The 18,631-nt window shown below is 61.5% G+C and carries 16 protein-coding genes; 6 read left to right on the top strand and 10 right to left on the bottom strand.

The genetic code is table 11. The features are described 5' to 3' along the window. Positions 1-39: 39 nt before the first annotated feature. Positions 40-1,263 (top strand): chromate efflux transporter, encoded by a 1,224-nt coding sequence (gene chrA, locus CQ015_RS06670; RefSeq protein WP_105649653.1) that lies wholly within the window; start codon positions 40-42, stop codon positions 1,261-1,263. 68 nt (positions 1,264-1,331) lie between these two features. Beyond that, on the top strand, positions 1,332-2,156 hold the full coding sequence (locus tag CQ015_RS06665; RefSeq protein ID WP_105649652.1) for a hydrolase: 825 nt from the start codon (positions 1,332-1,334) through the stop codon (positions 2,154-2,156). 1 nt (position 2,157) lies between these two features. Here the strand turns inward: CQ015_RS06665 and CQ015_RS06660 are convergent, their stop codons facing one another. The 5 genes from CQ015_RS06660 to aqpZ all read right to left on the bottom strand — a co-directional run bounded on the left by CQ015_RS06660 (position 2,158) and on the right by aqpZ (position 8,148). Beyond that, positions 2,158-3,480, bottom strand: a complete 1,323-nt coding sequence (locus CQ015_RS06660) for a YjiH family protein (protein ID WP_105569506.1) — start codon at positions 3,478-3,480, stop codon at positions 2,158-2,160. Between the two features lie 209 nt (positions 3,481-3,689). Further along, positions 3,690-5,135, bottom strand: a complete 1,446-nt coding sequence (locus CQ015_RS06655; protein ID WP_105649651.1) for an APC family permease — start codon at positions 5,133-5,135, stop codon at positions 3,690-3,692. Positions 5,136-5,285: 150 nt separating this feature from the next. Beyond that, positions 5,286-6,470, bottom strand: coding sequence for an MFS transporter (locus CQ015_RS06650; protein ID WP_105649650.1), 1,185 nt, complete (start codon positions 6,468-6,470; stop codon positions 5,286-5,288). 1 nt (position 6,471) lies between these two features. Continuing rightward, a complete protein-coding gene (locus tag CQ015_RS06645; protein WP_096286147.1) occupies positions 6,472-7,245 on the bottom strand; it encodes a CPBP family intramembrane glutamic endopeptidase in 774 nt (257 codons plus the stop codon). Positions 7,246-7,395: 150 nt separating this feature from the next. Beyond that, the gene (gene aqpZ, locus CQ015_RS06640; protein ID WP_105552680.1) at positions 7,396-8,148 is read right to left on the bottom strand and encodes an aquaporin Z; all 753 of its coding nucleotides are present in this window, start codon (positions 8,146-8,148) and stop codon (positions 7,396-7,398) included. 319 nt (positions 8,149-8,467) lie between these two features. On the opposite strand from aqpZ, the gene CQ015_RS06635 reads away from it, so the two are divergent. After that, the gene (locus CQ015_RS06635; protein ID WP_105552679.1) at positions 8,468-8,761 is read left to right on the top strand and encodes a DUF4287 domain-containing protein; all 294 of its coding nucleotides are present in this window, start codon (positions 8,468-8,470) and stop codon (positions 8,759-8,761) included. A 356-nt stretch (positions 8,762-9,117) separates the two neighbouring features. On the opposite strand, the gene CQ015_RS06630 is transcribed toward CQ015_RS06635, so the two are convergent. From CQ015_RS06630 to CQ015_RS06610, 5 genes are all read right to left on the bottom strand, one after another. Further along, positions 9,118-9,321, bottom strand: coding sequence for a hypothetical protein (locus CQ015_RS06630; protein ID WP_105552678.1), 204 nt, complete (start codon positions 9,319-9,321; stop codon positions 9,118-9,120). A gap of 8 nt (positions 9,322-9,329) precedes the next feature. Then, positions 9,330-9,821: a hypothetical protein gene (locus CQ015_RS06625; RefSeq protein ID WP_146114027.1), complete on the bottom strand. Its 492-nt coding sequence runs from the start codon at positions 9,819-9,821 to the stop codon at positions 9,330-9,332. 228 nt (positions 9,822-10,049) lie between these two features. Beyond that, positions 10,050-12,143, bottom strand: a complete 2,094-nt coding sequence (locus tag CQ015_RS06620) for an ABC transporter ATP-binding protein (protein WP_105649648.1) — start codon at positions 12,141-12,143, stop codon at positions 10,050-10,052. Beyond that, a complete protein-coding gene (locus CQ015_RS06615) occupies positions 12,144-13,877 on the bottom strand; it encodes an ABC transporter ATP-binding protein (RefSeq protein ID WP_105649647.1) in 1,734 nt (577 codons plus the stop codon). A gap of 310 nt (positions 13,878-14,187) precedes the next feature. Then, positions 14,188-15,201: a LacI family DNA-binding transcriptional regulator gene (locus CQ015_RS06610; RefSeq protein WP_258137968.1), complete on the bottom strand. Its 1,014-nt coding sequence runs from the start codon at positions 15,199-15,201 to the stop codon at positions 14,188-14,190. Between the two features lie 332 nt (positions 15,202-15,533). Between CQ015_RS06610 and CQ015_RS06605 the strand changes: the two genes are divergently transcribed. From CQ015_RS06605 to CQ015_RS06595, 3 genes are read left to right on the top strand one after another with little or no spacing between them, the layout of a single operon-like run. Then, entirely contained in the window at positions 15,534-16,868 is a 1,335-nt protein-coding gene (locus tag CQ015_RS06605) for an ABC transporter substrate-binding protein (RefSeq protein ID WP_105649645.1), read from the top strand. Positions 16,869-16,873: 5 nt separating this feature from the next. Then, entirely contained in the window at positions 16,874-17,794 is a 921-nt protein-coding gene (locus tag CQ015_RS06600; protein ID WP_219843913.1) for a carbohydrate ABC transporter permease, read from the top strand. Beyond that, the gene (locus CQ015_RS06595; RefSeq protein WP_105569499.1) at positions 17,794-18,630 is read left to right on the top strand and encodes a carbohydrate ABC transporter permease; all 837 of its coding nucleotides are present in this window, start codon (positions 17,794-17,796) and stop codon (positions 18,628-18,630) included. The genes CQ015_RS06600 and CQ015_RS06595 overlap by 1 nt, the downstream gene beginning before the upstream one ends. The last annotated feature ends 1 nt before the right edge of the window (position 18,631 follow it).

Below are 18,631 nucleotides of genomic sequence, written 5' to 3'. Positions count from 1 at the left end.
GACGAAGCGGTCGCATTCCGGAGATGAAATACTTCTGCTATGACTTCTTCCTCCGGTGCGACTCCCGCCGGCCCGCCCCCGGCGGCGCCGGTCGGCGAGGTCTTCGCCGCCTTCCTCAAGCTGGGGCTCACCTCCTTCGGCGGCCCCACCGCGCATCTGGGCTTCTTTCGTGAAGAGTTTGTGGTCAAAAGAAAATGGTTGAGCGAAAGCGCCTACGCGGATGTTGTGGCGCTCTGCCAGTTTTTGCCTGGGCCTGCCTCGAGCCAGGTTGGCATGGCTCTGGGCTTGCAACGCTCGGGCACCTGGGGACTGCTCGCCGCGTGGGCCGCCTTTACCCTGCCCTCGGCGATCTTGCTGGTGCTCTTCGCGCTGGCGGCCAATAGCCTGGATTCGCTGATCGGGGACGGGTGGATCACCGGGCTCAAGGCGGCGACCGTTGCGGTGGTGGCGCACGCCGTGTTGGGGATGGCAAAGACGCTGGCTCCGGATGCGCCGCGCGCAACGCTGGCGGTGGCGGCGATGGGCGTAGTGCTGCTGTTCCCTTCCCCTTTCATCCAGGTCGCGGTGATCCTCGCCGCGGGGCTAATCGGCCTGCTCTGGCTGCGCCATGGGGCCGAAGATTCGGAGCAGAGCGATTTTAGCTTCGCCCGGCACTCGCGGCGCAGCGCGGTGATCTGCCTAGCCGTCTTTGCCCTGCTGTTGATCGGCTTGCCGGCGGCCGCCGCGGTCTTCGATCACGGGGTGCTGCGCCTGATCGAGATCTTCTTCAGCACCGGCGCGCTGGTCTTCGGCGGTGGCCACGTGGTGCTGCCCATGCTCGAAACTCAAACGGTGGGCGCCGGGCTGGTGGAGCATGATGCATTCCTCGCCGGCTACGCAGCAGCCCAAGCCGTGCCGGGACCGCTTTTCACCTTCGCCGCGTATCTGGGTACGGTCTTTCAAACAGGACCGAGCGGGGTACTCGGAGCGGGTATCGCATTGCTTGCGATCTTCCTGCCCTCGGCCCTGCTGGTCGCGGCCGCGCTCCCGTTCTGGCAGCGCCTGCGCCGGTCGAGCACGGCCCGACGGGCCTTGTCCGGGGTCAATGCCGCGGTGGTGGGGCTTCTGGCCGCGGCGCTCTACTCCCCGGTGTTCCTGCAAGGTGCTTCCACCGTGCCCACATTGGTCCTCGCGACGGCCGGATTCGTGGCTTTGCACTGGTGGAAAACCCCGCCGTGGATGCTGGTGATTTTTAGCGCCGTGATCGGTTGGGTTTTATTTTGACCCTGTGCAGCAGCGGATAACCGGGTTAGGCTGGGACATTGCTTCGCCCCCGGACCGGAAGTAGAACTATGCAACTGATCGATTGGCAGTGCGCCGCCTGCGCCGTTGAATTCGAGCCGGCGGCCGAGCCACCGGAGTTCTGTCCCATCTGCGTCGACGAACGCCAGTATGTACCGGATGGCATGCAACGCTGGACGCACCGCGCCGAGCTTCTGGAGACCGGGCACCAGGTCCAAATCGAAGAGCTGGAACCCGGGCTGACCTCGTTTAGTTCTCCGGAAATCGGCATCGGGCAAAGCGCCCTGCTCGTGCAAACCAGAAACGGAAACCTGCTCTTCGAGGTGCCGGGGTTGCTCGACCAACGGACCTTCGAAGCGATCGGCGAGCGCGGCGGCGTACAGGGAATCGTGGCCAGCCACCCGCACATGTATGGCGTGCAGACCGCTTACAGCAGCGCTTTCGAGAACGCGCCCATCTATATCGCGGCCCCCGACCAGAACTGGGTCCAACGCGCGAGCCCGAACGTGAAGATCTGGTCCGAACCCTTCGAACCGATTCCCGGGATCCGGCTCGAGCAGATCGGCGGGCACTTCCCCGGGAGCACCGTGGCCCTCTGGGCGACGGGCGCCGCAGGCCAGGGGGTGCTGCTGGCCGGGGACGGGGTCTTCCCGGTGGCGGATGGGAATGTCACCTTCCTGCGCAGCTACCCCAATCGGATCCCGCTCTCCGGTCCGGTGGTGCTCCGCATCGCCACCCAGCTGGCCGCCTTGGAATTCGAGCGGCTCTACAACAACTTCGCCAGCGTCGTGCCCGCGCGGGCCGGGGAGATCGTGGCGTTCTCGGCCGCACGCTACGCGGCCTGGGCCAGCGGCAGCAACGATTCGATGACCTGAGCTACAGCAGCAGGCGCACCAGCGGGGTCGCGATCAGGATGGTCAGCGCGACGCGGATGAACCAGATGATGACCATGTCGCGCAGGCGCAGCGGAATGCTGGTGGCCAGCAGGCAGGGAACCAGCGCGGAGAAGAAGATGATCGCCGAGACGCAGACGATCGCGACCACCATGCGCAGCTCGATGGACTCATGCCCGGCCGCCAGCGTGGCGGGCAGGAACATCTCCGCGATGCCCGTCGCCGAGGCCTTGCCGACCAGCAGCGGATCCTCCAGGCCGACCACCCAGGCGAACGGCACGAACAGGTAGCCCAGCCAGTCGAAAATCGGGGTGTAGCGGGCCAGCAGCAGCCCGGCGAGCCCGACGGAGAGAATCGAGGGCAGGATGGCCATGGCCATCTTCAGCCCGTCCCAGATGTTGTCCCGCATATTCTTGCCGAAGCTCGGGGCGCGGCCCACCGCGGCGAGCGCTTCCTTCCACGCGGTGGCCGCGCGCCGCCCGGAGATCTTCTGCTCCGCAAGGTGCTCGACGCCCAGATAGGTCTCATCCTTGATTCTGCTCAGCGGCGGAATGCGCACGGTGATCGCGGTGACGGTGAAGGTGACCGCCAGCGCGAGCCAGAAGTACAGGCTCCAATGCTCCATCAGGTCCAGCGCCTTGGCCACGATGATCATGAAGCTAGCGGAGACCGTGGAGAAGCCGGTGGCGATAATGGCCGCCTCGCGCCCGGTATAGCGTCCGCCACGGTACATCCGGTCGGTAATCAGCAATCCCAGCGAGTAGCTGCCCACGAAGGAGGCGACCGCGTCCACCGCGGAGCGTCCCGGGGTGCGCCACAGCGGGCGCATCACCGGCTGGCAGAAGATCCCGAGGAATTCCATCAGCCCGTAGCCCACCAGCAGCGCCAAGAAGATCGCGCCGATGGGAACGATAAGCCCCACGGGGATGACCAGCTTATTGAGCAGGAACGGGCCCATGCTCTCCTCGGTCAGCCACCCCGGTCCCCCGCCGAAGATCAGCACCGCGCCCACCGCGAGCCCCACCACGTTGGCGAAGGCAAAAACCATGCGCAGCTTCGAGGCCTTCCACCCGCCGTTGCTGAACGGCAGGATGGTTCCCGCCAGCAGCAGCGCCAGGATGTAGAACGGCACCGCGGGCCCCAGCGAATTGCGGATGAAGGTCACCAGATGGTCAAGGGGAATCGTACTTGTGCCGTTGAGCGTAATCGGCACAAAAAACATGGCGATGCCGATGAGGCTGAAGACGATGAACTTGGTGACGTGGGAGAACCGCGCGGGTTGCGTAGTCACTGATTCGGATGCCATGGCAGACCTGTTTCTCGTTGGCTGGAGGGAAGCACGCGGCTGCCTCGGGTCAAGTATCAATAACACCCGATTCAGCTTCGAAAATGTGACCCGCAGCTCACCAACTGTCCGAGACCCCAGACTTTGCGGGCAAAGCCGGAGACTGCAGAGAAATGGCCCAGGGCGCACCCCGCTGGGTGCGCCCTGGGCCATTGGCATTGTGGTGATTTCTAGCGCCTGCGCGCCGCAACTCGTGCCAGGATCTCCTCTTCGGCCTGCGGGCCCGGCTTGATGCCGCCCGGAACCTTGACGAAGAACACCGCGCCCAGCACCCACCAGGCACCGAAGATCACCCACGGTTCCCAGCTCAGCGAGGCGGGCATGCCCGGCATGTAGAGCATGAACAAGGCCGCGGTCAACAGCACCGAGGCGTAGCCGATGATTTCGCCACCGCGCCCCTTGCCCGCCACGCGCAGCGGGCGATCCATCTTCGGCTCGCGGCGGCGCAGGATCAGGAAGGTCACCGAGACCAGGAAGTAGGCGACGATGATGCTCGGGGCGCCGGAATCCACCAGCCAGCCGAGCATCTCGGCCCCGAAGAACGGAGCGAGCAAGGAGATCCCGCCGATGAACATCAGCGCATTGGCCGGGGTCTGGTACTTCGGGTGCAGCTCGCCGAACCAGGCCGGAAGCATGCCGCCGCGCGCCATCGAGTAGACCAGCCGCGAGGCGCCCAGGAGCAATGAGTTCCACGAGGTCAGGATTCCGGCAAGGCCACCAGCGATCAGCACCTTGGCCATGATCTCCGAATTGAATAGCGCGCCGAAGGCATCTGCGGTGGCAATGTCCGCGCCGGCCAGCTGATCCGCAGGCATGGCCGAGGCGGTGGTCAACACGACCATCACATACCACAAAGTCGCCAGCACCACCGAGATCACCACCAGCTTGCCGATCTGCTTGGCCGGGATCTTCACCTCTTCGGCCGACTGCGGGATCACGTCGAAGCCGATGAACAGGAACGGCACGGCCACCAGCACCGCGAAGAAGCCGCTCATGCCCGGGGTGAAGAACGGCTCCATATTCTCCGCCGAACCGTTGGTGGCCGAACCGAAGATCATCAGCACGCCGATGGCCAGCAGGAAGAGCACGATGAAGGTCTGCACAATGCCGGCCTGCTTCACGCCACGGATATTGATCCAGGTGACGAGCACGCCGGCGGCCACACCTACCAGCGCCCAGGTGAGGTTCACTTCGAACCCCGCCACGGTCCACAGCGGGATCTGGCTCATGCCGGGGAAAATGTATTCCACGGTCCGCGGGAAGGCGACCGCTTCGAAGGCCACGATGGTCACGTAACCGCCGATGATCCCCCACGAGCCAATGAACGAGGTGCGCGCGCCTAAGGCGCGGAGGATGAAGTTGTGCTCTCCACCGGCCTTGGGCATAGCCGCGGTGAGTTCGGCGTAGGTCAGGCCCACGATGGCCATGATGGCGCCACCGGCGAGCATCGCGCAGATGGCGCCCATGGTGCCGGCGTTATCAAGCCAGCCTCCGGTGAGCACTACCCAGCCGAAACCAATCATGGCGCCAAAGCCCAGGGCCAGCGCGTCCCAGTTGCCTAAGGTCTTCGCCAGGGTGGTTGGCGATGCCGATGAGTCGGCGGTATTTCTGCTCATGTTGCACTTCCGTGTTGATGGAACGAAGTAAGGATCGTTAGCCATTGTCCGGCCCATCACAGGCGCGCATTCCACAGCTCACAAAATCATGGTAACCCCAAGCGGTGAACGGTAGAGTTAACGCGATAAACGGAAGTTTGATACTCCGGATTACTTTTTGTGTTTCAGCGCCAAGGCGAAGATGACGGCCAGAATCTGCAACAGCACCACGCACAGCACCAACGTGGCCCAGCCGTAGTGCATGAAGGGAACGCCGATCAGCCAGCCGAGCAGCGAAGAACCCACATAGTAGAAGAGGTTGTAGAGGCTCGCGGCTTGGGCCCGGGTGGCGGGCGCAAGCAACGGCACCCAACCGCTGGCCACCGCATGCGCGGCAAAGAAACCAGCGGTGAAGATCACCATCCCCACGATGATCACCACCAGGTTTCCGGGCAGGGTCAGCAGCAGTCCAGCCATGCTCAGCACAATGCTCAGCAACAGCGCCCCGCGCCGGCCTATTTTGGCGACCAGTCGGCCACTGGCCACCGCAGACCAGGTCCCGGACAGGTAGGCGATGAAGACCAGGGAGGCCAGCGACACCGGCACCATGAATGGCGGTGCCTCCAACCGGAAGGCCAGGTAGTTATAGACGGCGACAAAGCCGCCCATCAGCAAGAAGCCCTGCAGGTACAGCAGCGGCATGCGTCCGCCGAGCGCCCGCTTGAATTTGCCGAGGATGGGGCGCAGCCCGCGTTGCTCGGTCGGGATGAATCCGAGCGCTGCAGGGGCCTTGAGCAGAAAGAACAGCGTGCCCACGGCCGCCATGAGGCTGACCGCCGCGACACCCCAGCGCCACCCGGCAGGTTCCCCCACCCAGCTGGCCACCAAGCGTCCGGCCAACCCGCCAAGGGTGGTGCCGGAAATGTAGGTACCGCTGGCCAGGGCAACCGCGCGTGGGGTCAGCTCGTCGGCAAGGTAGGCCAGGGCGCTGCCCGGAACACCGGCCAGCGCAATGCCTTCGAGGAAGCGGACCACGAGCAGCGGTTCGAAACCGCTCATCGTGGAGCTGGTTAGGCCGAGGACCACCGAGGCGAGCAACGCAATCGCGATGACCCGCCTCCTGCCAATGCGGTCGGAGATGATGGCCCACGGAGTGACGGCGAGCGCCAGGCCAAGGGTGGCCGCGGAGACCGTCAAGGCCGCCTGGGATGAACTGATGTTCAGCTCCTCGGCGATGCTCGGCAGCAGGCCCTGCACCGAGTAGAGCTGGGAGAAGGTGGCAACGCCGCTGGCGAACAGGGCCAGCAGCATGCCGCGGTAGGGAACCGAATGCGGTTCGTGCCCGGTAAAACTCAACCTAGACGCCGGTCGGAAGCAGCGGGTAGACCAAGTACAGCATGAGCAGGGCCATGGCGTTGTTGATGAAATGCAGCAGGTAGGCGTAGGCCAGCGACTTGCCCGAAAGGATGTAGGCCAGGGACATCAGAATGCCGAGCATCAGGTAGGGCAGAACCTGGACGATCGAGGAGATTCCGCCTCCATTGAGGAAGTGGATTCCGGCGAAAACCAGGGTGGAAATGAGCGCGCAAACCCAGATATTGAGCTTGCGCGAAAGCTTGCCGATCAGCAGGTGGCGGAAGAGGTACTCTTCGACAAAGGGTCCGAAAACCGCGGTGACTACGAACATCACCGGGAGCGGGACGGCGGTGGTCATGCCCTGCAGGGCTTCCTGATTTTCGCTGATCTGCGGTCCGCCAAAGATCGTTGTCACGATGGCGGAGAAGATGATCGTCAGCAGCCAACCACCGGGAAGCATCAGCCATTTGGCCCACGGGTAGTATTTCATGGTTTTGAAGGAGTCGAAGAAGTGCGCTCCGCACTGGACCATCGCCAGGATGAAGAAGCTGGTGTAGAGAATCAGGTTGATTCCGAAGAGGGCTTGCTCTTCGGTTTCGAAGGCCGTGAAGTAGCCCGGGATCAGCCCAATGAGTGCCGCTCCGCCGAAGACGAAGAACACGATGTAGGAACCCACCGTCCACCAGTCACCGCGGGTCATCGCTCCGGGGTCGAATACCCGTTGCTTGCGGCGTGGCAGGAAATACTGCTGTGGGTAGGGCGGGGGCTGCTGCATGTTCCTAGCCTATCCAGTGAGCGCATCGCCCCTTGCATTCACGGCCTGGGTTCGCCGTTGATTCCTATGAAAAGCGACTCAATCAACCCGCAAACGCCACCGGCCGGCCACACCAAACTTTGGTGTGGCCGGCCGGCGTAATTCGAGGAGTTACTTCGCTGCCTCGGCGGTCACCAGATCGGAGAAGATCTTCGAGTAGCTCACCCCGGCAATGGCCGCGCCGATCAGCGGGGCCACGATGAACAGCCAAACCTGGCCCAGCGCTTCCGGCCCGGCAAACCAGGCAACACCCAAGGACCGAGCCGGGTTGACCGAGGTATTGGTGATCGGGATGGAGATCAGGTGAATCAGGGTCAGCGACAGGCCGATGGAAACCCCGGCGAAACCTGCCGGCGCACGCCGGTCGGTTGATCCGAGAATCACGTACAGGAAGATCGCGGTCAGCACGATTTCGGCAACCAGCGCGGAGACCAGCGAGTAGCCGTCCGGCGAGCGGTCGGCATAGCCGTTTGAGGCAAACCCCGACTCGGCGGCGTTGAATCCGTCTTTTCCGGAGGCAATGGCCAAGAGCACGGCGCCGGCCACCGAAGCGGCGATGACCTGGGTGATCATGTATGCAGGAACCGCCTTCCACTCCACCCGCTTGGCCAGTGCAGCGCCCAGGGTGACCGCTGGGTTGAAGTGCCCACCGGAGATATGGCCTACGGCGTAGACCATGACCAGCACGGTCAGACCAAAGGCAAGGGCTACACCGAGGAAACCGATCCCCATATTGATGGTGTCGCCGTCGAGGACCTGGGCGGCGAAGATCGCCGAACCGCATCCGCCGAAGACCAGAACGAAAGTGCCCAGGAACTCTGCGGTCAACCGCGAGCCCATGGTGGGTGATGATGACTGTGACATGTTTGTCTCTTTCTAGGAGGAATTGCCGCCAGATAGCCACAGTCTATGCGTTGGTCTGCACAAATTATAGAAACAATTGGCAAAAAATCTACGAATCGTTCTGGTGCACCAGCAGAATTCGTTGATACGGTGGCGCGGCCCCTTGGCCTGGGCGCAACAGTTGCGGAGGACGATGCCAAGAGGAAATGCTATGAACCGATCAAAAAGCGCGCACAATGTTCTGAGGAACGACTGCGAACTGTTGGCTTAGCCCTTGTCGTCCATATTTCCTCGGTATAGGTTGATAACCCACGTTCCTCTTCACTGCGAAGGCAACCACATGTCATTTCAGGCCTACCTCGATACGATTGAAACCAAGACAGGGCTCACCCCACGGCAGCTGTTAGCACAGGCAACAGATCGTGGATTCGGTTCCGCCACCAAAGCGACTCCGATTATCCAGTGGCTCAAGGAAGAACATGGATTGGGGCGCGGCCATGCCATGGCCATGGTTCATGTGATCACCAAAGGTACACAAATCAGCGACAAGCATGTTGCTAGCGGCGGAGTACACGCAGATGCCAGTAATACATTGTGGCTGGATGGCAAAGCTACAAACCCAAACGCCACTTAATGAACTCATTCTCTCCAAAGCCCTGGAGCACGCCGGGAAGTCGAAGGGCCGCAGCGCGAGCTTTCACTCGAAGCAAAGCTCGGACAGAAATCCGAATTCGCGGAGCAGATACGCAGCTTTCGGTCTTTACCGGTGAGGAACCAACCAAGCTGACATGAATCCGCCGGTCTCAGCCCGGTGTTGTCTGCTGAATCCTGCCACGCCTAGAATTCCGGCGGTTTAGCCTATGACCTGTGCAGCTGCGTCTCGGTAATCGCTGAGCACCGCAGCAAGTCCGCTAGCTTTCGGAATTTACGCGAGAAGCGTTTTCAACTCGTTGATTCTTCCTTTACTGGCCTAGCCAAATGAACGAGAACCTACTTGGCTGCGGCGATGAGCGGATCCTTGGCTAGTTCTTTGCCGAGCTCGGGAGCGAGCGAACGAGCAAAATCTTGAGTCAGATTCGACTGGTCGAAGTAGGTAAGCAAAGAGCCAATGACCGCAAAGCAACGCTCCGCGGTGCAGATACCGTTCGTCAGGTCAGCATGAACGATACCTTCCGGAACGGTTTCGCTGTCCAATGCCTTCTTCAGGTTGTGCCGAATGGATAGCCCCCCTGGACGCGAGCAACGGAGCAAGACTGCGGGTCATTGGGATTCGCGGCCACGCATGTGGGCACATTCTTGTTGCCAAGTCGAGGAACTTCCTGCAAAACCGCAACTATCTTGCCCTTGTCGGTCCATGAACTCCAGAGGGCGGTAAACCCTTCGGTCTTTTGATCCGCGAACTCGTCGCCGGGCGGGGAAACCCACTGGCGCTTATTGCCTTGGGCTGCCACGATCACCGCATCCAGAGTTTTATCGTTGGCCAGCTTTGGTCCTAATTCCCGAATCGATTCGGCACACAAGCGTTCGGCTTGGCCACTGAGCAGTTCGGCTTGCTTCGGTGCGGCAAGGGATGGCGAGCAGCCCGAACGGATATGGGTTTCGAGCTGGCAACCGGCGCTGCCTGGATACCGGCGAAGCAGTAAGCGATAGCAGGTAAGCTCCTTTGCCGATGACTCAGTCGCAACCCTGCTCACGGCGCTGGGCTGCGGCTGGGGCATCAGTACCAGCGGCGAGCCGCTGCAGGCCGGGGGCGCGCTGCGTTGTGAGACGGCCCAACGCGCGGCACACCCAACGATGGGACGCCAGACCCACACGCAAGCCCCGACCATCAGGCCCTGTTAGCGGATTTTCCCTTAAGAAAAGTGGCCCATTTCTCCGAAGAATTCCTTCGAGGAAATGGGCCACCTGCTCCGTGCGACGATCTAGTTTTTCTCGTCCTTGCCGGTAGCTTCCGGCGTCACGGCGCCCGCAACAGGTATGCCACCGGTGACCGGAACCGCGGCGGTATCCGGATTCGCATCCACATCCTCGGCCGGCCCGGCAAACTGCGACTGGTACAGGTTGTAGTAGGCGCCCTGGGTAGCCAGCAGCTCCTCATGGTTGCCCTGCTCCACAATCTGGCCCGCTTCCATCACCAAGATGGTGTCCGCGTCACGGATGGTGGACAGGCGGTGGGCAATCACGAAGCTGGTTCGGTCGCTGCGCAGCGCCGCCATGGCGCGCTGCACCAGCACCTCCGTGCGCGTATCCACCGACGAAGTAGCCTCGTCCAGGATCAACAATGAGGGGTTCGCCACGAACGCGCGGGCGATGGTGATCAGCTGCTTCTCACCGGCGGACACGTTGGTGCCCTCTTCGTCGATGAGCGTGTCGTAGCCGTCCGGCAGGGCGCGCACGAAGCGGTCCACGAAGGTCGCCTTCGCGGCCTCGATGACTTCCTCATCCGTGGCGTCCAGCCGGCCATAACGGATATTTTCCATAATGGATCCGCCGAACAGCCACGCGTCCTGCAGCACCATGCCGACCTTCGAGCGAAGATCCGCGCGGGACAGCTGGGTGACGTTGACGTTGTCCAGCATGATCCGGCCCGAGTTCAGCTCGTAGAACCGCATCACCAGGTTCACCAGCGTGGTCTTGCCCGCGCCGGTAGGACCGACGATGGCCACGGTGTGCCCCGGGTCCGCGTCGAAGGACAGGTCCTCGATCAGCGGCTGCTCCGGATTGTAGGAGAAGCTCACATTTTCGAAGGAGACGTGCCCGTCGGTGCGTTCCGGAAGCTGGCGCTGGGCATCTTCTGGATCCTGCTCGTCGGCGTCCAGCAGTTCGAAGGTGCGCTCGGCCGAGGCGACGCCGGACTGCAGCATATTCGCGACGCCGGCAATCTGGCCCAGCGGCTGGGTGAACTCTCGCGAGTACTGGATGAATGCGGTGGCATCGCCCAGGGACATCGACCCGGAAGCCACGCGCAACCCGCCGACTACCGCGATGCCCACGTAGGACAGGTAGGACACGAAGTTCATCACCGGCATGATCATGCCGGAGACGAACTGCGCGCCGAAGCTCGCCTTGTACAACTCTTCGTTGCGCGTGGTGAAGCGCTCCACCATGTCGTCCTCGCGGCCGAAGACCTTCATCAGCTCATGGCCGGAGAAGGACTCTTCGATCTGCCCGTTGAGCGCACCGGTGTTCTTCCACTGCGCGGTGAACAGCTTCTGCGCCTTGGAGCCGATAATGCCTGCGCCCACCCCGGACAGCGGCAGCGCCACCAGGGCAATGAGCGCCAGCTGCCAGGAGACCACGAACATCATGATCACGATGCCGATGACGGTCATCAGCGCCTGGACCAGCTGGCTCAGCGCCTGCTGCAAGGCATTCTGGATGTTGTCCACGTCGTTGGTCACGCGGGAGAGGATGTCCCCGCGCTGGCGGCTGTCGAAGTAGTTCAGCGGAAGCCTGTTGATCTTGTCTTCCACGTCCTTGCGCAGGTTGTAGACGACCTTCATGACCAGCTTGTTCAGCAGCCAGCCCGAGACCCAGGAGAAGATCGAGGCCACGAAGTACATGGCCAGCACGATCAGGATGTACTGCGAGAGCTGGGCGAAATCGATGCCCTGCCCGGGGACAAATTCCACCCGGGAGAGCATGTCCGCCTGGGAGTCCTGCCCGGCATCGCGCATCCCCTGAATGACCTGCTCGGCGGTGGTTCCCGCGGGCAGTTGCATGTCCTTGCCGATCAGCCCGGCGAAGATCACGTCCATGGCGCGGCCCAGGATCCGCGGTGCAATCACCGAGAGCACCACATACACGGTGATCAGCGCGAAGACCACGCTCATGCCCACCTTGTAGGGGCCCATCAGGCCGATGAGCCGCTTGGCCGAAGGCCAGAAGTGCTCGGCCTTGCGCACCGGGGTTTCCTCCCAGCCTCCGGAGGCCGCGGCCACCTCGAACTCGTCTACCTCGGCGAGGTCCGCATCGACTTCGGCGAGCTTCTCGCCGCCTTTTTTCTTCGCTGCCATTTAGGCCACCTCCTCCGCACTGAGCTGGGATGAAACAATTTCTTGGTAGGTTTCCGAGGACTGAAGAAGTTCTTCGTGAGTGCCTCGGGCAACGATCGCCCCATGCTCCAGCACCAGGATCTGGTCTGCCCCGGTAATGGTTGACACGCGCTGGGCAACGATGATTACCGCGGCGTCCTTGGTCGGCTCGTCCAATGCCGCACGCAGCTTGGCGTCGGTGCTCACATCCAAGGCGGAGAACGAATCGTCGAAGAGGTAGGTATTGGGTTTCGCGGCCAACGCGCGGGCGATGCACAAGCGCTGGCGCTGGCCGCCGGAGACGTTGGTGCCGCCCTGGGAGATCCTCGAGTCGAGCTTCTCATCGCGGGCGGCGACAAAATCATCTGCCTGGGCGATGCGCAGCGCTTCCCAGAGTTCTTCCTCGGTGGCTTGCTGCGCGCCGAAGCGCAGGTTGCTTGCCACGGTTCCGGAGAACAGGTAGGGGCGCTGCGGAACTGCCGAAATATTCTCCGAGAGCAGCTCGCGGCCTAGTTCGCGCACCGGAATGCCGCCGATGAGCACCTCTCCCTCGGTGGCGTCGTAGAGCCGCGGGATCAGGTTCAGCAAGGTGGTCTTGCCCGAGCCGGTGGACCCGATGATCGCGGTAGTCTCACCGGGCTTGGCGAGGAAGGAAACGTCGGAGAGCACCGGGGCGTCCGCGCCGGGGTAACCGAAGCTGACGTTGCGGAATTCAACGGTGCCCGGGGTGGGCAGTGCGACGCCATTGTTCGCCGCGTCGACCATGCTCGGATCGCTGTCGAGCACCTCGCCGATGCGATCGGCCGAAACCATCGCACGCGGGACCATCATGGCCATGAAGGTACCCATCATGACCGCCATCAGGATCTGCAGCAGGTACTGCAGGAATGCGGTCAGCGCACCGACCTCGACCTGGCCGTTGTCCACGCGATGCCCGCCGAACCACAGCACGGCCGCGGTGGACAGGTGCAGGATCATCGAAATGGCGGGGAACATCAGCACAAAGAGATTGCCGACCTTAACCCCGAGGATGGTCAGCTTCTGGTTGGCATCGGCATAGCGTTCGGTTTCGTGCTGCTCGCGCACGAAGGCACGCACCACGCGGATGCCGGTGATCTGCTCGCGCAGCACGCCGTTGATCCCGTCGATGCGCTTCTGCATATCGCGGAACAGCGGCATCAGCTTGATCACCAGGATGCCTACAACAACTAGCACCAGGGGAACTGCAACCCAGACGAGCCAGGACAACCCCGGATCCTCGCGAATGGCCATGACCACGCCACCGATGGACATGATCGGTGCGGTGATCATGAAGTTCAACGCCATCAAGGTGAGCATCTGAACTTGCTGCACGTCGTTGGTGCCGCGCGTGATCAGCGTGGCGGCACCGAATTTGTTCACGTCTTGAGCGGAGAAGGTGGAGACCTTCTCAAAGACCGACTGACGGATGTCCCGGCCAACGCTCATCGAGGTCTTGGCCCCGAAGTACACGGCGCCGATCGCCGTGGCAACCTGTATGAAGGCGACTACGAGCATGATTCCACCGGTTCGCCAGATGTAGTCGACGTCGGCGTTGACCACACCGGTGTCGATGATCTTGGCGTTCAGGCTTGGTAGGTACAGCGTGGCTATCGTGGTGGCCAGCTGCAAGATGACTACGGCGGTTATCCAACCGGCGTAGGGTTTGCTGTGTCTGAGGATGATCTTCAGAAGCATGAGGTATTGTCCTTACTCCATCTGCACCGAAAACATCCTGCACCTTCGGATTAAAGGCAGGGTGTTTCGAGCGCGATTGTCAGTCTAACCCGTGCTACCGACAGTGAATATCATCCTTGCGATTGATTTTTGCCAATCATTAAATTTTTCCGAATTCCCGGTGAATATCTGCGCATGGTGGCGTTGATCGTAGCGTGTGCACCTAACAGCGGAATGCGCCCGAATGAGGCCCTCGGCCTGCCCGGCGAGCTCGCTGAATCAACGCGGTCGAACAACACCCATTAAAACCCCCGCTCGATACCTTGCGCCGCTATTTCAAAGAGGTTGTTGACTCGCGAACAACGAGCTTGGTCTCCAGCTGAAAAGGGTGGGCAAACCTGCCCGGATCATCGACTAACGCCAGCAGCCGCTCCACGGCAATTTGCCCCATCGAATCCAATGGCTGGCGCACCGTGGTCAACGGCGGAGACATCCACAACGCAGCAGCTACATCGTCAAAGCCAACCACACTGAGCTTCTGGGGAATTCCAACGCCCAGTTCCTCCGCCGCACGCAGCACACCCAGTGCCACATCATCCGAAACCGCAAAGATCGCAGTCGGAGGGTTCTTTGCATGCAGCATTTTCAACGCTGCGGCACGTCCAGATTCAGGCCTGAAGCTACCGCCGGCAATAAGGGATTCATCAACAGGAACGGCGGCTTCTTGCATTGCGGTGCGGAAGCCTTGCAGTCGCTCGCCTGCCGGCACGGAATGACGAGGGCCGCTAGCGAATCCGATTCTTCGGTGGCCCAGAGCAAGCAGATGCTCGGTTGCCTGCTTTCCACCTTGCCAGTTGGTGGCTCCGATGGAGACCATATGCTCCGCGTTGGGGGCGGAGGGGTCAATGACGATCACCGGCAGTTCATGACCCCGGCACCAGCGGACCTTGCTGTCCTCCAGGAAGGTCGTAACAAGAATCAACCCGGCCACACCGCTCTTCACCTGCTCGCGAAGCCAAGCCATCGACAGCACATCGTGCCCCCGAGCCTCCCCCTCGATACAGGTATTCACCAGGTCCACCCCAGCACGCTTCGCAGCGCGGATCGCCCCATTCAGCACCGTTGCCGCATAAGGGCTGTCGAAGTGATCGAACACGATAACCACTCGCTTGCTTCCATTGTTCGCTTTCGAACGAGGGCGGGGCGCATATTCCAGATCTTCGGCAATTGCCGCAATTTTTCGACGCACGGATTCACTGACGTCCCCGCGATCATTAAGTGCCTTTGAAGCCGTAGACATTGACACACCTGCGGCTGCAGCAACGTCCTGAAGGCGAATACCCACAGAGCCACCTCCTAATCATGCGTTCCGCCGAACGCTCAGCACCCGACTGACATCATCTGTGATGCACGACATAATATATCGCAAATCTGTCAAGAAAATCTACGAAACTTTCGCCATGAGTCTACGGAACAAATGAACGAAAATGAGAATTCCACGCACCCTCCCCACCTATCCCGGCCGAAAATTTGGGAACCCGACGTTTCGGCCAATTCCCCTTGACGAGACCTAGGCCACACTATAACCTTTCTCCACCGTCGCTAACTTTCCGAAACTTTCGTTCATACGTGTCGGTTGAACGTTGTCTCTCCCCTGCCAAGCAAAGGAATCCCGCAATGCGCAACGCCAAGAACTTGCCCTCCTCTTCCTCGCGGAAATTCAGCACCCCTCGACGGCTGCTGGTTTCTGCTGCCATGATTGCCCCGCTGGCCTTGGCCGCCTGCGGGGGCGCACAGCCGGGCGGAGAAGCCAACGGCGAATTCTCCGCTTGGGCACTGACCGGCACCCAGCAGAACGCATTCAAGGATTCCTTCGCTCAGTGGAATGAAAGGAATCAGGAACAGCCCATCGCCGCCGATTTCTTCGCCAACGATGCCTATAAGGAAAAGGTCCGCACCGCCGTCGGTGCCGGCAACGCCCCGACCCTGATTTTCAATTGGTCCGGTGGCACCCTGGCTGACTATGTGGCCAACGGCAATGTGGTGGATCTGACCGGCAAGGTCGATGCGCTGGAAGAACGTGCCATCGAGGCCATCGAGAAGACCGGTGAAGTTGACGGCGTGCAGTACGCCGTCCCAAATAACAGCACCCAGCCAGTGGTGCTCTACACCAACAAGAAGCTCTTCGAACAGGTAGGCGTCGAGGCCCCCGCCACCTGGCAGGAAACCCTCGACGTGGTCAAGGCATTCAAGGCCGAGGGCATCATCCCCTTCGCTGTCGCCGGACAGAGCCAGTGGCCCTACCTGATGTGGATCGCCTACCTGACCGACCGCATCGGCGGCCCGGAGGTCTTCCAGGCCATCCAAAACAATGAACCCAATGCCTGGAGCCACCCGGCGGTCACCGAGGCATTGACCAAGATCCAGGAGCTGGTCGAGGCCGGCGGCTTCGGCGACTCCTACGGCTCGGTGGTCGCCGACGCGAACGCCGACGCCGCTCTGGTCCACACCGACAAGGCCGCCATGCTGCTGCAGGGTTCCTGGCTCTACGCCGGATTCAAGGCCGATGCCCCGCAGTGGTATGAGGAAGAGAATCTGGGCTTCGCACCATTCCCAACCATCGATGGCGGCAAGGGCGATCCATCAAATATCGTGGGCAACCCAGCCAACTTCTGGTCGGTTTCGGCCGATGCCTCCGAAGAAGCCCAGCAGGCGGCTTTCGAATACCTCAACGACTACACGCTGAACGAACAATCGGTTAAGAGCTTCATCGGCCTGGGCCTGGTGCCTTCGGTCGACGGCGCCGAAGAGGCCATTGCCGCCAGTGAGGACGCAGGCTTCCTGGGCTACGCCTACCAGTCGGTACAAAGCGCACCCAACTTCCAGCTCTCCTGGGACCAGGCTCTGGCCCCCGACCAGGCCCAGGTCCTGCTGACCAACCTGTCGCAGATTTTCCAGGGTTCCATCACCCCGGAGCAGTTTGTAGAAGCAATGAACGCAACCATTAAGTAGCCCCCATGCTGATGAAATCCCATACCGCACCCGTACGTTCGCGCCGACGGCTCGGCACCAACATCGGCCCGAGCACATGGCTGCTGGCGCCCGCGCTCATCTTCTTTGCCATCTTTGCCCTGGTTCCGCTGTTGGGCGTGGCCGTACTCTCATTCATGCACTGGGATGGGCTTGGCACCCCGTCCTTCGCAGGCCTGTCCAACTGGCAGCAAACCTTCACCAACCCGGTCACCCTGAACGCCATGTGGCTCACCTTTGCCATGACCGTGCTGTGCTACCTCACCCAGGCACCGATCTCCATTCTGGTTGGTGTGTTCATGGCCGGCGAGCAGAAGTACCGTGCCGTGTACTCGGTGCTCTACTTCCTTCCGCTGCTGTTCTCTGCAGCCGCCGTGGGCATCGCCTTCAAGGCACTGCTAGACCCGAATTTCGGGTTGTCCAAGGCCTTCAACATTGCGCTGCTGAGCCAGGACTGGCTCGGCAGCACCGACCTGGTCTTCTACGTACTGATTTTCGTGATCTCGTGGTGTTTCGTTCCTTTCCACTCGTTGCTGTACCAAGCAGCCGTTAAGCAGATTCCCACCTCCATGAATGAGGCGGCCATGCTCGACGGGGCCGGACGTGTGCGCACCTTCTTCTCGGTCACGCTCCCACAGATCAAGTACACGGTCATCACCAGCTCCACCCTGATGATTGTCGGGTCCCTGACCTACTTCGATTTGGTGTTCGTCATGACCAACGGCGGCCCGGGCAACGCCACGCGCATCCTGCCGCTGGATATGTACCTCACCGGTTTCCGCAGCTACCAAATGGGTGCGGCCAGCGCCATCGCGGTGATCCTGGTGGTGGTGGGCTTGGCGGTCTCACTGTTGCTGAACAGATTCAGCGGCACCGACCAGATGGAAAGCCAGCAGGAGGGCGCCTAATGAAATCGCAAATCAAAACCGGGTACGCGCCGAACGTTCCCGGCGGCCTCGCGGCGACCTTCTGGTTGCTGGTCACCGTGGTGCCGATCTACTACATCGTGGTCACCAGCCTGAAGCCGCGCCAAGAGTACTTCGGGTCCAACCCGCTGGCGTGGCCCCAGAATCTCACCTTCGAAGCGTACGGCAGGGTCCTGGAAAACGACTTCGCACTGTATTTCTTCAACTCTGCGCTGGTCACCGTCGTGTCAGTGGGCGTGGTGCTGATCATTTCGCTGCTGGCCAGCTACGTGATTGTGCGCAACCGCGGCGCTTTCGCGAAATTCAGCCACCGGCTGTTCCTGTTGGGCATTGCGATCCCCATCCAGGCGACCATCATCCCGGTCTATTACATGATCGTGAAAATGGGTCTGTATGACTCGTTGCTGGCATTGATCCTGCCGAGCATCGCCTTCGCCATTCCGATCAGCGTCTTGATCCTGACCAACTTCCTGCGCGATGTGCCTTCCTCGCTCTACGAGGCAATGACGCTGGACGGTGCCAGCCACTGGCAGATGTTCCGGTTGCTGGTACTGCCCTTGTCCAAGCCGGCCATCATGGCCGTAGGTATCTACAACGCATTGCAGGTGTGGAATGGCTTCCTCTTCCCGCTGGTCCTGACCCAGAGCTCGGAAGTGCGCGTGTTGCCACTGTCCCTGTGGACCTACCAGGGCGAATTCGCGGTAGACATCCCAGCGGTGCTTGCCGCAGTGGTCCTCTCCTGCGTCCCTCTCCTCGCTGCCTATATTGTCGGCCGCCGCCAGCTGGTGGCGGGCCTGACTGCTGGCTTCAGCAAGTAAC

The organism is Arthrobacter sp. MYb221, assembly GCF_002979835.1.
Lineage (GTDB): Bacteria > Actinomycetota > Actinomycetes > Actinomycetales > Micrococcaceae > Glutamicibacter.
This window is presented reverse-complemented; position numbering and strand designations above follow the sequence as displayed.

Bases quoted from the DNA above. Each gene is read 5' to 3' on its own strand.
- chrA (WP_105649653.1), top strand. From the start codon at position 40: ATGACTTCTTCCTCCGGTGCGACTCCCGCCGGCCCGCCCCCGGCGGCG.
- CQ015_RS06665 (WP_105649652.1), top strand. From the start codon at position 1,332: ATGCAACTGATCGATTGGCAGTGCGCCGCCTGCGCCGTTGAATTCGAG.
- CQ015_RS06660 (WP_105569506.1), bottom strand. From the start codon at position 3,480: ATGGCATCCGAATCAGTGACTACGCAACCCGCGCGGTTCTCCCACGTC.
- CQ015_RS06655 (WP_105649651.1), bottom strand. From the start codon at position 5,135: ATGAGCAGAAATACCGCCGACTCATCGGCATCGCCAACCACCCTGGCG.
- CQ015_RS06645 (WP_096286147.1), bottom strand. From the start codon at position 7,245: ATGCAGCAGCCCCCGCCCTACCCACAGCAGTATTTCCTGCCACGCCGC.
- aqpZ (WP_105552680.1), bottom strand. From the start codon at position 8,148: ATGTCACAGTCATCATCACCCACCATGGGCTCGCGGTTGACCGCAGAG.
- CQ015_RS06635 (WP_105552679.1), top strand. From the start codon at position 8,468: ATGTCATTTCAGGCCTACCTCGATACGATTGAAACCAAGACAGGGCTC.
- CQ015_RS06620 (WP_105649648.1), bottom strand. From the start codon at position 12,143: ATGGCAGCGAAGAAAAAAGGCGGCGAGAAGCTCGCCGAAGTCGATGCG.
- CQ015_RS06615 (WP_105649647.1), bottom strand. From the start codon at position 13,877: ATGCTTCTGAAGATCATCCTCAGACACAGCAAACCCTACGCCGGTTGG.
- CQ015_RS06605 (WP_105649645.1), top strand. From the start codon at position 15,534: ATGCGCAACGCCAAGAACTTGCCCTCCTCTTCCTCGCGGAAATTCAGC.
- CQ015_RS06600 (WP_219843913.1), top strand. From the start codon at position 16,874: ATGCTGATGAAATCCCATACCGCACCCGTACGTTCGCGCCGACGGCTC.
- CQ015_RS06595 (WP_105569499.1), top strand. From the start codon at position 17,794: ATGAAATCGCAAATCAAAACCGGGTACGCGCCGAACGTTCCCGGCGGC.